The organism is Mycolicibacterium grossiae, assembly GCF_008329645.1.
Classification (GTDB): Bacteria; Actinomycetota; Actinomycetes; order Mycobacteriales; family Mycobacteriaceae; genus Mycobacterium; species Mycobacterium grossiae.
Genome location: NZ_CP043474.1, coordinates 3,226,665 through 3,240,826 on the forward strand (window position 1 = coordinate 3,226,665; position 14,162 = coordinate 3,240,826).

The window sequence follows — 14,162 nt, forward strand, 5'->3', positions numbered from 1 at the left end:
AAATACGACGAGTTGTAGGACCCATGGCGCCAGACGTCGCACGAGGGGACTACCATCACCTTCAAAGCACGTGCGGGTCCTGCCCGCCGAAACTTTGGAGGATCTGTTGGTAGCCGAAGCGCCCCCAATCGGAGAACTCGAGGCCCGGCGCCCCTTCCCGCCCCGGATGGGGCCGAAGGGCAACCTGATCTACAAGCTGGTGACCACCACCGATCACAAGCTGATCGGCATGATGTACTGCGTCGCCTGCTTCATGTTCTTCTTCATCGGTGGCCTGATGGCCCTGTTCATCCGGACCGAGCTGGCCCTGCCCGGGCTGCAGTTCCTGTCCAACGAGCAGTACAACCAGCTGTTCACCATGCACGGCACGGTGATGCTGCTGTTCTATGCGACGCCCATCGTGTTCGGCTTCGCGAACCTGGTGCTGCCGCTGCAGATCGGTGCCCCCGACGTCGCGTTCCCGCGGCTCAACGCCTTCTCGTTCTGGCTCTTCCTCTTCGGCGCGCTGATCGCCATTGCCGGCTTCATCACCCCCGGCGGTGCGGCCGACTTCGGCTGGACGGCGTACTCGCCGCTGACCGACGCCATCCACTCCCCGGGCGCGGGCGGTGACCTGTGGATCATGGGCCTGGCCGTCGGCGGTCTGGGCACCATCCTCGGCGCGGTCAACATGATCACCACCGTGGTCTGCATGCGCGCTCCGGGCATGACCATGTTCCGGATGCCGATCTTCACCTGGAACATCCTGGTGACGTCGATCCTGGTGCTGCTGGCCTTCCCGCTGCTGACCGCCGCGCTGTTCGGCCTCGCCGCCGACCGCCACCTGGGCGCCCACGTGTACGACCCCGCCAACGGCGGCGTCCTGCTGTGGCAGCACCTGTTCTGGTTCTTCGGACACCCGGAGGTCTACATCATCGCGCTGCCGTTCTTCGGCATCGTGAGCGAGATCTTCCCGGTGTTCAGCCGCAAGCCGATCTTCGGTTACACGACGCTGATCTACGCGACGCTGGCCATCGCCGCCCTGTCGGTGGCGGTGTGGGCGCACCACATGTACGCCACCGGCGCGGTGCTGCTGCCGTTCTTCAGCTTCATGACGTTCCTCATCGCCGTGCCGACCGGCATCAAGTTCTTCAACTGGATCGGCACGATGTGGAAGGGCCAACTCACGTTCGAGACACCGATGTTGTTCTCGGTGGGCTTCCTCATCACGTTCCTGCTCGGTGGCCTGTCGGGCGTGCTGCTCGCCAGCCCGCCGCTGGACTTCCACGTCACCGACAGCTACTTCGTCATCGCGCACTTCCACTACGTGCTCTTCGGCACCATCGTGTTCGCCACCTACGCGGGCATCTACTTCTGGTTCCCGAAGATGACGGGCCGCCTGCTCGACGAGCGCCTCGGCAAGCTGCACTTCTGGCTGACGTTCATCGGCTTCCACACCACGTTCCTGGTGCAGCACTGGGTGGGCGACGAGGGCATGCCGCGTCGGTACGCGGACTACCTGCCGTCGGACGGCTTCACCACGCTGAACATCGTCTCGACGATCGGCGCGTTCATCCTCGGCATCTCGACGCTGCCATTCGTGTGGAACGTGTTCAAGAGCTGGCGCTACGGCGAGCCGGTCGTGGTCGACGATCCCTGGGGTTACGGCAACTCCCTGGAGTGGGCCACCAGCTGCCCGCCGCCGCGGCACAACTTCACCGAGCTGCCCCGGATCCGTTCCGAGCGGCCGGCGTTCGAGCTGCACTACCCGCACATGGTGGAGCGGATGCGCGCCGAAGCGCACGTCGGACGGGCACACGGCCCCGACGACGGTGACGTCACGCGCCTCGACGACGCTCAAGTGCGCACCTGACCGAAGGCGTGACTACGTCAAGGGTGTCGGTCCTCATCACCGTCACCGGACGCGATCAGCCCGGCGTCACCTCAGCGCTGTTCGAGGTGCTCGCACGCCACGACGTCGAGTTGCTCAACGTCGAGCAGGTGGTGGTCCGTGGCCGCCTCACGCTCGGCGTGCTCGTCGCCGGCCCCGGTGAGATCGCCGGGGGCCCGGCGCTGCGCGACGAACTGCACGACGCCATCCGCGGCGTGGGCCTCGAGGTGACGATCGAGCGCAGCGACGACCTGCCGGTGCTGCGGGAGCCGTCGACGCACACCATCGTGGTGCTGGGGCGGCCGATCAGCGCCGAGGCGTTCGGCGTGGTGGCCCGCGAGGTCGCCGCGCTGGGCGTCAACATCGACACCATCCGCGGAGTCTCCGACTATCCGGTGACCGGTCTCGAGCTGCGAGTCTCGGTGCCGCCGGGCGCGGCCTACGGACAGCTGCAGCAGGCGCTGGCCCGCGTCGCGGTGGACGAGGGCGTCGACATCGCGCTCGAGGACTACAGCCTGTCGCGACGCGCCAAGCGGCTCATCGTGTTCGACGTCGACTCCACGCTGATCCAGGGTGAGGTCATCGAGATGCTGGCCGAACGCGCCGGCGCGCTGGCCGCGGTCGCGGAGGTCACCGAGGCCGCGATGCGCGGCGAGCTGGACTTCGCCGAGTCGCTGCACCGGCGGGTCGCCACGCTGCGGGGGCTGCCGGCCGAGGTGCTCGACGAGGTCGCCGACCAGATCGAACTGACCCCCGGCGCCCGGACGACCATCCGCACGCTGCGCCGGCTGGGATTCCACTGCGGCATCGTGTCCGGCGGCTTCCGCCAGGTCATAGAACCGCTGGCGCACGAGCTGATGATGGACTTCGTCGCCGCCAACGAACTCGAGATCGTCGACGGCACGCTCACCGGTCGAGTCGTCGGCACGATGATCGACCGGCCGGGCAAGGCCAAGGCGCTGCGCGACTTCGCCCAGCAGGCCGGCGTGCCGATGGAACAGACCGTGGCCGTCGGCGACGGCGCCAACGACATCGACATGCTGACCGCCGCCGGGCTGGGCGTGGCGTTCAACGCCAAGCCCGCGCTGCGCGAAGTGGCCGACGCATCGCTGAGCCATCCCTACCTCGACACCGTGCTGTTCCTGCTCGGGGTCACGCGCGGTGAGATCGAGGCCGCCGACGCCGTGGACGGCACCTACCGGCGGGTGGAGATCCCCTAGCGGGGAATCCTCAGACCACGACGGCGCCGTGGTCCGGTCCGGCGCTGCCGGTCACGGCGTGCCAGGCGCGGCACAGCAGTTCGATCGCCTCGGTGAGTTGGTCGTCGGGCAGCGTGTAGGGCACCCGGATGAACCGCTCGAGGGTGCCGTCGACGCCGAACCGTGGGCCGGGCGGGATCTCCAGGCCCATCCGCGACGCCGCCGCCGACAGCGCCGAACTCATCGGTGCGGGCAGCCGGATCCACAGCGACATGCCGCCGGTGCCGGGCAGTGGCTGCCAGTCGGGCAGCAGGTCGCCCAGCAGGGTGAGCAGCAGGTCGCGGCGCGACCGCAGGATCTCCCGGCGTTCGGAGAGCACCTCGTCCTCGGACGCGAGAAGCCGTGCTGCGGCGAGCTGTTCGACGATCGGCGTGCCCATGTCGACCGACGGGCGCAGCGCGGCGATGGTGGCGAGCGTGGCGCGTTCGGCGCGGATCCACCCGATGCGCAGGCCGCCCCAGAAGGACTTCGACATCGAGCCGACGGTGAGCACCAGGTCGCGGCGGGTGGTCAGCGACGCGGCGAGCGGCGCCGGCACCGGGCGGTCGAGCCACATGTCGGTGATGGTCTCGTCGACGATGGTGCGGGTGCGCGTGTCGGCGATGACGCGCGCGAGGTCCCGGCGACCCGCCTCGGGCAGTGTGAGACCGGTCGGGTTGTGGTTGTCGACGATGAAGTAGGCCAGGCTCGGATTGAGTTGACGCAGTGCGGCATCCACGGCGTCGACGTCCCACCCGGTGCTGCTGACGGCCACCGGCACCGGACGGATCCCGCGGCTCGCCATGGCCGACAGCGCGCCGTGGTAGGTGGGTTGCTCGACGAGGGCACGGTCGCCGGGCTGGCTGTAGGTGGCCAGGATCAACCCGATCGCGTGCAACGCCCCGGTGGTCACCATGATCTCGTCGGGGTCGGTGGGCAGGCCGCGGGCGGTGTAGCGCTCAGCGAGCGCGGCGCGCAGGGGAGCGACGCCGGTCAGCTCGATCCCGATGTCGTGCAGGTAGGGGGTGACGTGCTCGGCGGCGTGGGCGAACGCCCGCGACGTGATGTCCGCGGGGGCGGCGAAGGTCGCGGCGGCCAGGTTCACCGCCGTGGGCACCGACGGCGTCGCCGCGCCGGGACTCGCGACCGGCAGCGCGGTGGTGCTGCGGGCACCCCGCCGGCCGTTGAGGTAGCCGTCGTCGCGCATCTGGGAGTACGCCGCGGTGACGGTGGTCCGTGACACCCGCAACGCGTCCGCAAGCGCACGCTCGCTGGGCAGTTGCGCGCCGACCGGTACCCGCCCGTCGACGATCAGCATGCGCAGCCCGTCGGCGAGCCCCTGGTACGCCGGGCCGCTGTGCGCGGACGTGCGCCAGTTCCCGAGTTCGCGGGCGAGCAGGTCGACGTCCAGACGCCGGGCAGCCAGATCTTCGATCATCCAGGCCAGTCTGGGGCCACTGGCTCCTACTTCGCAAGCCATCGAGCCTAAGACGTCGATGACACGGTGCGCAATCGAGTTTCAGGAGGTCCAGATGACCGTCATCCTGAGCCAATGGAAGCCAGATTTGCAAAAGTGGATATTGAAAGAGGGTCCAGTATCGCGTCACGATGTCCGCATGACACAGCACTGGACCTCTCGGATGTCTCATTCCGCCCGCCGCTGGGGCCGGGTGTTCCGCACCGCGCCGCGTGCCGGCTCGGCCGGTCACCTCGACGACGCCGATGCCCGGCGGGCCCGCGCCGACCTCGACGCGATCCGCGCGCGCTTCCCCGACCACGCATGAGGCGTCACGTCGCGCGCGGCGCCGCGCTCCTGGCGGGTCTGGTCGGCTACGGCTTCTCGATGGCGCTGATGGTCGAGGCCGACCTCGGCCTCGACCCGTGGGACGTCTTCCACCAGGGCCTCGCACAGCGCACCGGCATGTCGATCGGGCTGGCCTCGGCAGTCGTCGGCGTCGCGGTGCTGCTGGCCTGGATTCCGCTGCGCAACCGTCCCGGCATCGGGACGGTCGCCAACGTCGTCGTCATCGCCGTCACCGTCGACGCCGGTCTGGCCCTGCTGCCGAGCCCGTCCGGGCTCGCCGTGCGCACGGCGATGATGCTGACGGCGGTCCTGCTCAACGCCGTCAGCACCGTGCTGTACATCGGCGCCGGCCTGGGGCCGGGTCCGCGCGACGGCCTGATGACCGGGCTGGTGCGACGCACCGGGATCTCGGTCCGGGTGATCCGCACCGCCATCGAGACCACCGTGCTGCTCGCGGGCTGGCTCCTCGGCGGCACCGTCGGCGTCGGCACCGTCGTCTACGCGCTCGGCATCGGCCCACTGGTGCAACTGGTCCTGCGCCTCACGCCGACGCGGTGGCTCGCCGTCAGCGGGTGGGCGTTCGCGACCACGCGCCTGACTACGATGAGCGAGTGCCGGCCGGAGACGAACGCGACGAAACCGTCGATGAAGACCTGCTGATCGACTTCGCCAGGGTCACCCTCCGACGCGGCGGCAAGACCCTCGTCGGTCCGGTGACCTGGTCGGTCGAACTCGACGAACGGTGGGTGGTCATCGGACCCAACGGCGCCGGCAAGACGTCGCTGCTGCGGATGGCCGCCGCCCTGGAGCATCCCTCCTCCGGGACGGCCTACGTGCTCGGCGAGCGGCTCGGCCGCACCGACATGGCCGAGCTGCGGTCGCGGGTCGGGTTGAGCAGTTCGGCTCTGTCGCAACGGGTTCCGGACGGCGAGATCGTCCGCGACCTGGTGGTCTCCGCCGGTTACGCGGTGCTCGGCCGGTGGCGCGAACAGTACGAGGACGTCGATTACGCCCAGGCCGTCGACATGCTGGAGAGCGTCGGTGCCGAACATCTCGCCGAACGCACGTACGGCACGCTCAGCGAGGGTGAACGCAAGCGGGTGCTCATCGCCCGCTCGATGATGACCGACCCCGAGCTGCTCCTGCTCGACGAACCCGCGGCCGGACTGGACCTCGGCGGGCGCGAGGAACTGGTGGCGCGGCTGGCCGACCTGGCCGCCGACCCCGACGCGCCGGCCACCGTGCTGGTCACCCACCACGTCGAGGAGATCCCCCCGGGGTTCAGCCACTGCCTGCTCCTCTCGGAGGGCGCGGTCGTGGCGTCCGGTCTGCTGTCCGACGTGCTGACGTCGGAGAATCTGTCCACCGCATTCGGGCAGTCGATCGCGCTCGAGCGCATCGACGGCCGCTACTTCGCCCGGCGCACCCGCGCCCGCGCGGCCCACAGGAGGCGTCCGTGACCGACACCGCTGCCGACCCGTTGATCCCGCGCCCGGCGTCGACGGTGATGCTGGTGCGCCAGTCGAGCGCGCTCGAGGTGTTCCTCATGCGCAGGCACTCGGCGATGGACTTCGTCGCGGGGGTGATGGTGTTCCCCGGAGGCGGCGTCGACGAGCGCGACCGCAACGCCGACGTCGCCTGGTACGGACCCGAACCGCAGTGGTGGGCCGACCGCTTCGGCGTCGACGTCGGCCTCGCCGAGGCGCTGGTCTGCGCGGCGGCGCGGGAGACCTTCGAGGAGTCCGGGGTGCTGTTCGCCGGGTCCGCCGACGACTCCGACGTCCTCGTCGACGACGCGTCGGTGTACCGCGACGCCCGGGCGGCCCTCGCCGACCGCTCGCTGTCCTTCGCCGACTTCCTGCGCACCGAGAAGCTGGTCCTGCGCGCCGACCTGCTGCGGCCGTGGGCCAACTGGGTGACCCCCAAGGAGGAGCGCACCCGCCGCTACGACACCTACTTCTTCCTCGGCGCCCTGCCGGAGGGCCAGCGCGCCGACGGCGACAACACCGAGACCGACCAGGCATTCTGGACTACCCCGGCCGCCGCGCTGGGGGAGTTCGAAGCCGGACGTTCCTTCCTGCTGCCGCCGACGTGGACGCAGCTCGACTCCCTCGACGGCCGCACGGTCGACGAGCTGCTCGCCACCGAGCGGCGGATCGTCCCCATCGAGCCCAGCCTCACGGCCGACGGGGTCCAGGGCAACTGGGACATCGAGTTCTTCGACGGCGCGCGCTACAACGCCGCCCGCAACCGCCGCGCGCCGCAGGGGTACGGCTCGGGCGCATGACCGAACTCGTCGGGGAATTCGTCGGCATCCACGTCGCGGACGGGGTCGGGACGCTGCTGCTGTCCCGGCCACCGCGCAACGCGCTGACCCGGCAGGCCTACCGCGAGATCGCCGCCGCCGCCGAGAAGTTGAGCGGACGCGACGACGTCACCGCCGTCATCCTCTCCGGCGGGCACGAGGTGTTCTGCGCCGGTGACGACCTACCCGAGCGCCGGAGCCTGTCGGCGGCCGAGGCGCCGACCGCCGCCGAAGCCGCCGCGACGGCCGTCGCGGCGGTGGCCGCCATCGCCAAGCCGACGGTCGCCGCCGTCACCGGCTACGCGCTGGGGGCCGGGCTCACCCTGGCGCTGGCCGCTGACCGGCGAATCAGCGGCGACAACGCCCGCTTCGGCGCCACCGAGATCGGCGACGGGCTGCCGGCGAGCCCCGCCGCCACCGCCCGGCTCACCCGCGCGGTCGGCGAGAGCGTTGCCAAGGACCTGGTGTTCACCGGACGCTTCGTCGACGCCCGCGAGGCGCTGGCCGTGGGCCTGGTCGACGAGCTCAGCGCACCCGACCACGTCTACGACGCCGCGGTGCGGTGGGCCCGCGGGTTCGCCGGGACGTCGCCCGCCGCGCTCGCCGCCGCGAAGGCAGCGTTCGCCTGACGGCTCCGGGCCGTTAGGCTGCCCTTCATGACGAGCATCGATCCGGCTCCGCACCCGCACGCCACCGCCGAGGAGGTCGAGGCGGCCCGCCACGACACCAAGCTGGCCCAGGTGCTGTACCACGACTGGGAAGCCGAGAGCTACGACGACAAGTGGTCGATCTCCTACGACCAGCGCTGCATCGACTACGCCCGCGGCCGCTTCGACGCGATCGTTCCCGACGACGTCCAGCGCGAGCTGCCCTACGACCGCGCCCTCGAACTGGGCTGCGGAACCGGGTTCTTCCTGCTCAACCTGGTACAGTCCGGCGTCGCGCGGCGCGGCTCGGTGACCGACCTGTCCCCGGGCATGGTGAAGGTCGCGACCCGCAACGGCCAGTCGCTCGGGCTGGACATCGACGGCCGGGTCGCCGACGCCGAGGGCATCCCCTACGACGACGACACCTTCGACCTGGTCGTGGGGCACGCCGTGCTGCACCACATCCCCGACGTCGAGCTGTCGCTGCGCGAGGTGGTCCGGGTGCTCAAGCCCGGCGGCCGCTTCGTGTTCGCCGGCGAACCCACGACTACGGGCAACGTGTACGCGCGCAATCTGTCCACGTTCACCTGGAACGTCGCCACCACCGTCACCAAGCTGCCGGGACTTCGGGGCTGGCGCCGCCCGCAGGCCGAACTCGACGAATCCTCCCGGGCTGCGGCGCTGGAGGCCGTCGTCGACCTGCACACCTTCGACCCCGCCGACCTCGAGCGGATGGCCACCAACGCCGGCGCCGTCGACGTGCGCACCGCCAGCGAGGAGTTTACCGCGGCGATGCTCGGATGGCCGGTCCGCACCTTCGAGGCGTCGGTCCCGCCCGGTCGCCTCGGCTGGGGCTGGGCCAAGTTCGCCTTCAACAGCTGGACCACGCTCAGCTGGGTCGACGCCCACGTGTGGCGCCGCGTCGTGCCCAAGGGCTGGTTCTACAACGTCATGGTGACCGGGGTGAAGCCGAGCTGAGGTTCGCGCGCGCGGACGTCGACTACCTGACGTCCGACGACGGCCGCGCGGCGCTCGCCGCCGTCGCCAAGCTGCCGCTGACCGACCGCATCGCCGACGTCGGCCGGGTCCGGGCGCGTTTCGGCGAGCGGGCGCCGGTGCTCGTCGAGACGGTGCTGCTGCGCCGCCGGGCGGCCGCCAAGTTCGCCGACGCCGGGCAGTGGCTGTTCACCGACGAGGCGTTGCAGCAGGCCACCCCGGACGCCGTGGCCGCCCATCGTGCCCGTCGGCTCGCCGGCGCGACGGTGCACGACGTCACCTGCTCCATCGGCAGCGAACTCGCGTCCCTCCGCACGACGGCCGGACTGGTGTTCGGCAGCGACCTCGACGGCGTGCGCGTCGCCATGGCCGCTCACAACGTCCCCGACGTCACCGTGGCGCGCGCCGACGCACTGCGCCCGGTGAGCCGCTCGGCGGTGATCGTCGCCGATCCCGCCCGCCGCAGCGGGGGACGGCGTCGCTTCGACCCGCGCGCGTACGCGCCCGCGCTGGATTCCCTACTCGGCTGCTATGCCGACCGCGACCTCGTGGTGAAGTGCGCACCCGGCATCGACTTCGCCCGGCTGCGCGACCTCGGCTTCGACGGCGAGGTGGAGGTCACCTCCCTCGGCGGCAGCGTGCGGGAGGCGTGCCTGTGGTCACCGGGCCTGCGCGCCACGGGCGTCACCCGCCGCGCCACCGTCCTGGACCGGTCCGAGACGCTCACCGACGCCGATCCCGACGGCTGCCCGGTCGCGCCGGCCGGCCGGTGGATCGTGGACCCCGACGGGGCGATCGTGCGGGCGGGGCTGGTGCGGCACTACGCGGCGCGGCACGGGCTCTGGCAGCTCGACCCCGACATCGCCTACCTCTCCGGTGACGAACTGCCCAGCGGCGTCCGCGGGTTCGAGGTGCTCGAGCGCATCGACTACGGCGAGCGGCGGCTACGCGACGCGCTCGCCGCCCGCGACGTCGGCACCGTCGAGATCCTGGTGCGCGGCGTCGACGTCGACCCCGACGCGCTGCGGCGCCGGCTCAAAGTGCGCGGATCGGCGTCGTGCAGCGTCGTCATCACCCGCCTCGGCACCGGAGCGCGCAGCAGGTCGGTGGCGTACCTGTGCGCGCCGACCTACTGACACCGCGGGTATCGTGAGATCGGCGGCGTCCGGGCCGTCCACGTGAGAGGGACTGTCCCATGCGCGTTTCCGCGTTGGCCGCCGCCATCGCCTTGGCGGTGACGGCCGCCCTGCCGCTCGGCGCGTCGACCGCCGCGACGGCCTCGGCCGCGCCGCCGACGTGCGCCGACCTGTCCGGCGTCCTCGACGCCGCGCAGAACTGCCGCATCCAGGCCACCGACCCGGCCTACTCGCTCGACATCACCTTCCCGGCGACCTACCCGGACCAGAAGCCGCTGTTCGACTACGTTCGGCAGACGCGCGACGGGTTCCTCAACGTCGCCAAGGCGCCCGGCCCGCACGAGCGGCCCTACGAGCTGGACACGACGGCCGCGCAGTACGGTTCGGCCGTGCCGCCGCGCGGCACCCAGAGCGTGGTACTGACGACCTTCTCGGACGTCGGCGGCGCCCACCCGCAGACCTACTACCAGTCCTTCACTTGGGACCAGGGCTATCGCAAACCCATCACCATCGACACCCTGTTCCGCGAGGGCACCCAGCCGTTCGGCGTGATCCTGCCGATCGTCACCGCCGAGCTGTCCAAGCAGTCCGGCCAACCGGTCGTCATCCCGCCCGGCGTCGGTCTGGACCCGCAGACCTACCAGAACTTCGCCATCACCAACGATTCGCTGATCTTCTTCTTCAGCCAGGGCACGCTGCTGCCCGAGGCCGCCGGCGCCGTCGAGGTCACCGTCCCGCGCGGACCGGTCGACGCGATGATCGCCTGACGGTCGGGGTCACCGCTGCCTCGCGCGAGCGCTCGTCAGGCGGGTGCGAAGGCGTACACCCGGCCGTCGCTCGTCGCGGCGATCACCCGGCGGTCGTGCCCGATCGACACCCCAAGCGGATAGCCCTGCGCGTTGCGCATCGGGTAGGCGTGGACCGTGCTGCCGTCGGAGACGTCGAACACCAGCAGCGCCATGCCGTCCTGCGCGCGGGTGACGGTGTAGCCGACGCCCCCGCCCGCCTGGCTGGCCGTCGCCAGCGGTGCCACGTCGTCGCGGGTCCAGGTGACCTCGCCGCGGTCGCCGTCGTCGCGCACCCCGGTGAGCCGCGCACCGGGCCCGCCGCCGGCGACGATCGCACCGTCGGGTGCGAGCGACGGCGGGGTCTGCGGCTGGTAGCCCAGCGCGACCGACCACTTCGGCGTGCCGTCGTCGGCGTTCAGCGCCCACAGCCGCTCATCGCGCCCGTTGACGTACACCGTGCGCCCGTCACCCGAGAGCACCGGGCTGGCCAGCGGGCCCCCGCCGACGGCGGTGCTGGTCCACTCGCGGGTGAGCAGCGGCGTCTGGCCCTGCCGGTAGCGCAGGGCGACCAGGACGGGTCCGGCGGCCCCCGGCTCCCACAGGCCCAGCACGATCGTTCCCGTGGCCGCCGAGTAGGCCGGCGCGGCCGCGACGGGGCACCGGGACCGTGCCGGCTGGCAGTCCTCGAGGCCGCGCTGGGAGTCGGTCGGGTCGACGCCGGCGACTAGGTCCACCGGGGTCCCCACGACGGTGCCGCGGTGTGCGTCGAACACCTGCACCTGGCCGAGGTGGGTGGTCACCAGGAGCTGACCGGGCGCCACGATCCGCGGCGTGAGCGGCAGGCCGATCACCGGCTTGCGCCAGCGGATCCACTGCGTCGTCGGGAAGGACAGCATGGCGCCCGGCTGGCCGACGTAGAGGTTGTCGAAGCCGTCGAACAGCGGGCTGGTCAGCCCGCCGCCCTGCCACAGTCGCGAACACCAGCGCTGCCGCCCGTGGTTGTCGACCTCCCACACCATCAGCGAGCAGCCGCCGGCGGTCTGACCGTTGACGGCCAGGTAGTTCACCGAGCCCAGCGCGACCTGCGCCCCGAGATCGCCCTTCACCGAGCGCAGCCACTCCAGGCGCAGGTCGCGCGGTCCGTCGACGTCGGCGTAGCTGCTGTTGGCGGCGTCGCCGTATTGGGCGGGCCAGCCCTGCGCGGGCTGCGCCTCGACCCATTGGTCGGTGTCGCCGCAGGCGGTCGGCAGCAGCGTCAGGAGCGCTGCGGCCGTGACGGCAACCAGGCGGCGCACGGCCGTTCGTCGATCGGGCATCGAGATCCGAGACTATCCCGGCCGACTCCGTGCCTCGCGTAGGCTGTCCGGCCATGACGACGATGTGGGGCGCGCCGCTGCACGTTCGCTGGCGCGGGTCGCGTCTGCGCGATCCTCGTCAGGCCCGGTTCCTCACCGCGGCGTCGCTGCGCTGGGTCCTCGCGAACAAGGCCTACACGCCCTGGTACCTGGTCCGGTACTGGCGGCTGCTGAAGTTCAAGCTCGCCAATCCGCACATCATCACCCGCGGCATGGTGTTCATCGGCAAGGGCGTCGAAATGCAGTGCACGCCCGAGCTGGCGACCATGGAGATCGGCCGCTGGGTGCACATCGGCGACAAGAACACCATCCGCTGCCACGAGGGCTCGCTGCGCATCGGCGACAAGGTGGTGCTGGGCCGCGACAACGTCATCAACACCTACCTGGACATCGAACTCGGCGACTCGGTGCTGATGGCCGACTGGTGCTACGTCTGCGACTTCGACCACAGGATGGACAGCGTCGAGATGCCCATCAAGGACCAGGGCATCGTCAAGAGCCCGGTGCGCATCGGGCCGGACACCTGGGTGGCCGCCAAGGTGACCGTGCTGCGCGGCACCAGCATCGGCCGCGGCTGCGTCCTCGGCGCGCACGCGGTGGTCAAGGGCGAGCTTCCCGACTTCTCGATCGCCGTCGGCGCGCCCGCCAAGGTGGTCAAGAACCGCAAGCTGGCCTGGGAGACGTCGGCCGCCGAGCGCGCCGAACTCGCGCGGGCCCTCGCCGACATCGAGCGCAAGAAGGCGGCGCGTTAGATTCGGATCGGCCCCGCGAGCCCGGCTCAGCCGTAGTGCGGCAGCGGCCGCTCGACGATCAACCGGCGCGGGTGGGGCTGGCGCTCGGCGCGTTTCGCGGACAGGTACACCTGCGCGGTGTGATCGGCCACCGTCGGCCAGGAGAAGTCGGTGAGCCGCGCGCGCGCCGTCACGGCGCGCTGCTGGGCGGCGGCGGGGTCGTCGAGCACCCGGCGTACCGCGTCGGCGAGGGCGGCCACGTCGCGCGGCGGGCACGACACCCCGGTGACGCCGTCGAGCACCGCTTCGCCGAGGCCGCCCGCGGTCGACGTGATCAGGGGGATGCCGGTCGCGGCGGCCTCGAGCGCCACGATGCCGAACGGCTCGTAGTGCGACGGCAGCACGGCCGCGTCGGCACGGTGCAGCAGGTGCACCAGTTCCCCGTGGTCGACGCGGCCGACGAACGCCGTGGCCTTGAGCACCCGGTGCTTGCGGGCGCACGAGGTGAGGAAGTCCTGCTGCGTCCCGTCGCCCGCGACGGTCAGCGTCGTACCGGGATGGGTCTTGCGGATCCGGGCGAGCGCCGCGATCGCGTCGTGCACGCCCTTCTCGTACTCCAGGCGGCCGAAGTACAGCAGTTCGGCGGGGCCGTCGTGGTGGCGGCGGGCCGCGAATGGCCAACCGTCGGTGTCGATCCCGTTCGGGATGACGGTCGTCTCGGCGAGCCCCGGGCCGAACAGGGCGGTGATCTCCTCCCGCATCGACGCCGAACACGTGATGAGCGAATCGGATTCGCAGACCAGCCAGGATTCCAGCGCGTGCACCTGGCGGCTGACCGGCCCGGAGATCCACCCGGAGTGCCTGCCGGCCTCGGTGGCGTGGATGGTCGAGACGAGGGGTACGTCGAAGAACTCGGCGAGGGCGATGGCCGGGTGGGCCACCAGCCAGTCGTGGGCGTGCACGAGGTCGGGCCGCCAGTCCCGCAGCGTCAGCCCGGCGCGGACCATCGCGTGGCCCATCGCCAGCGTCCAGGCCATCATGTCGGTGCCGAAGCCGAATTCGTGGGGGTCCTGGGCGGCCGCGATGACCCGGACGCCCTCGCTCACCTCGTCGGTCGTGGGGTGGGTGCTCGGGTCGGTGCCGGTCGGTCGCCGCGCCAGGACGACCACCTCGTGGCCGGCGGCGGCCAGCTCGGTCGCCAGATGGTGGACGTGCCGCCCGAGGCCGCCGATGACCACCGGCGGGTACTCCCACGACACCAGCAGGACCTTCACGCCGGCCGCCCGGCCCGG

The 14,162-nt window shown here is 71.4% G+C and carries 14 protein-coding genes; 11 read left to right on the forward strand and 3 right to left on the reverse strand.

Translation table 11 applies throughout. The features are described 5' to 3' along the window. Positions 1 to 106: 106 nt before the first annotated feature. Positions 107 to 1,852 (forward strand): aa3-type cytochrome oxidase subunit I, encoded by a 1,746-nt coding sequence (gene ctaD, locus FZ046_RS15485; protein WP_070352226.1) that lies wholly within the window; start codon positions 107 to 109, stop codon positions 1,850 to 1,852. A 23-nt stretch (positions 1,853 to 1,875) separates the two neighbouring features. Continuing rightward, positions 1,876 to 3,090, forward strand: a complete 1,215-nt coding sequence (gene serB, locus FZ046_RS15490; protein WP_407664397.1) for a phosphoserine phosphatase SerB — start codon at positions 1,876 to 1,878, stop codon at positions 3,088 to 3,090. A 10-nt stretch (positions 3,091 to 3,100) separates the two neighbouring features. Here serB and yczR read toward each other — a convergent pair whose 3' ends face one another. Beyond that, positions 3,101 to 4,546: a MocR-like transcription factor YczR gene (gene yczR, locus FZ046_RS15495; protein ID WP_070352145.1), complete on the reverse strand. Its 1,446-nt coding sequence runs from the start codon at positions 4,544 to 4,546 to the stop codon at positions 3,101 to 3,103. A gap of 178 nt (positions 4,547 to 4,724) precedes the next feature. On the opposite strand from yczR, the gene FZ046_RS27455 reads away from it, so the two are divergent. The 8 genes from FZ046_RS27455 to FZ046_RS15530 are packed head-to-tail and all read left to right on the forward strand — an operon-like array spanning position 4,725 to position 10,763. Beyond that, positions 4,725 to 4,892 carry a hypothetical protein gene (locus tag FZ046_RS27455; protein ID WP_170292440.1) on the forward strand — a complete coding sequence of 56 codons (168 nt, stop codon included), beginning with the start codon at positions 4,725 to 4,727 and terminating at the stop codon, positions 4,890 to 4,892. Then, entirely contained in the window at positions 4,889 to 5,572 is a 684-nt protein-coding gene (yczE, locus tag FZ046_RS15500; protein WP_070352146.1) for a membrane protein YczE, read from the forward strand. The genes FZ046_RS27455 and yczE overlap by 4 nt, the downstream gene beginning before the upstream one ends. Next, positions 5,524 to 6,372, forward strand: a complete 849-nt coding sequence (locus FZ046_RS15505; protein WP_070352147.1) for an ABC transporter ATP-binding protein — start codon at positions 5,524 to 5,526, stop codon at positions 6,370 to 6,372. Before yczE ends, FZ046_RS15505 begins: the two co-directional genes overlap by 49 nt. A 47-nt stretch (positions 6,373 to 6,419) precedes the next feature. Further along, positions 6,420 to 7,199, forward strand: coding sequence for an NUDIX hydrolase (locus FZ046_RS15510; protein WP_176749518.1), 780 nt, complete (start codon positions 6,420 to 6,422; stop codon positions 7,197 to 7,199). After that, a complete protein-coding gene (locus FZ046_RS15515; RefSeq protein ID WP_070352149.1) occupies positions 7,196 to 7,846 on the forward strand; it encodes an enoyl-CoA hydratase-related protein in 651 nt (216 codons plus the stop codon). Before FZ046_RS15510 ends, FZ046_RS15515 begins: the two co-directional genes overlap by 4 nt. A gap of 27 nt (positions 7,847 to 7,873) precedes the next feature. Then, on the forward strand, positions 7,874 to 8,842 hold the full coding sequence (locus FZ046_RS15520; RefSeq protein WP_070352150.1) for a class I SAM-dependent methyltransferase: 969 nt from the start codon (positions 7,874 to 7,876) through the stop codon (positions 8,840 to 8,842). Further along, a complete protein-coding gene (locus tag FZ046_RS15525; protein WP_099045850.1) occupies positions 8,800 to 9,996 on the forward strand; it encodes a THUMP-like domain-containing protein in 1,197 nt (398 codons plus the stop codon). The genes FZ046_RS15520 and FZ046_RS15525 overlap by 43 nt, the downstream gene beginning before the upstream one ends. 59 nt (positions 9,997 to 10,055) lie before the next feature. Then, positions 10,056 to 10,763, forward strand: coding sequence for an esterase (locus tag FZ046_RS15530; protein ID WP_070352151.1), 708 nt, complete (start codon positions 10,056 to 10,058; stop codon positions 10,761 to 10,763). Between the two features lie 35 nt (positions 10,764 to 10,798). Here FZ046_RS15530 and FZ046_RS15535 read toward each other — a convergent pair whose 3' ends face one another. Continuing rightward, on the reverse strand, positions 10,799 to 12,100 hold the full coding sequence (locus FZ046_RS15535; RefSeq protein WP_070352152.1) for an outer membrane protein assembly factor BamB: 1,302 nt from the start codon (positions 12,098 to 12,100) through the stop codon (positions 10,799 to 10,801). Positions 12,101 to 12,153: 53 nt separating this feature from the next. Here FZ046_RS15535 and FZ046_RS15540 point away from each other — a divergent pair, with 53 nt between their 5' ends. Further along, complete coding sequence (locus FZ046_RS15540) at positions 12,154 to 12,891, forward strand: acyltransferase (protein ID WP_070352153.1); 738 nt, start codon at positions 12,154 to 12,156, stop codon at positions 12,889 to 12,891. A gap of 26 nt (positions 12,892 to 12,917) precedes the next feature. On the opposite strand, the gene FZ046_RS15545 is transcribed toward FZ046_RS15540, so the two are convergent. Beyond that, on the reverse strand, positions 12,918 to 14,144 hold the full coding sequence (locus FZ046_RS15545; RefSeq protein ID WP_070352154.1) for a glycosyltransferase family 4 protein: 1,227 nt from the start codon (positions 14,142 to 14,144) through the stop codon (positions 12,918 to 12,920). Between the last annotated feature and the right edge of the window lie 18 nt (positions 14,145 to 14,162).